The organism is Vibrio sp. 1069 (genome assembly GCF_033340555.1).
In genome coordinates this window covers 1-528 of the sequence record NZ_JAWOWP010000905.1, presented here as the reverse complement: position 1 = coordinate 528, position 528 = coordinate 1, and the positions used below count along the sequence as shown (strand labels likewise).

Sequence of the window (528 nt, the reverse complement as noted above, 5' to 3'; positions counted from 1 at the left end):
ACGCTCGATATTCAAGAGCAAAACCACGAAGACTTTAACTTGTCTTTGGCAAAAGCAAAGAGCAATTTTGAGGATTTGGATTATTCCAAAGCCGTGATCGAGTTCAGTGAGAACTCGCGTGCATTGCAGGCCTCGCAACAAGCTTTTGGCAAAACAAAAGACCTGACATTGTTTAACTACATTTAATGATTTGACGGCCAGCGGCGAATAACGACAACGAGAGATTTTGATGCCTTATGTGCCAAGCCTTAAGTGCGAGAAATTTCAAATGTCGTTGAGGTGAGTGAGCGGCATGTTTTTACCGAATGCGGCAAAGGCACCGGTGGCAATGTGAGCGGCAAACTTCTCTTGGTGTGAAAATATCTTCATCTCATAGAGAAAGAGGTCGAAAACTGCGAATGTGTTATCTAACTTATTGTTTATTTATCTATTTTAATTTGGAATCGACATCTTAAATAAGTTGGCACACAAATTGTATTGAATAATGTCAGAACAGATTTCGAGATTCTAAACCCTGCGTTAAAGGCA

Annotated in this window: 1 pseudogene; it reads left to right on the top strand. The window is 40.3% G+C overall.

What is annotated here, in order from left to right:
• Positions 1-186 (top strand): annotated as a pseudogene (locus tag R7040_RS29735) (flagellar biosynthesis protein FlgL); the annotation flags it as partial.
• Positions 187-528: the final 342 nt, after the last annotated feature.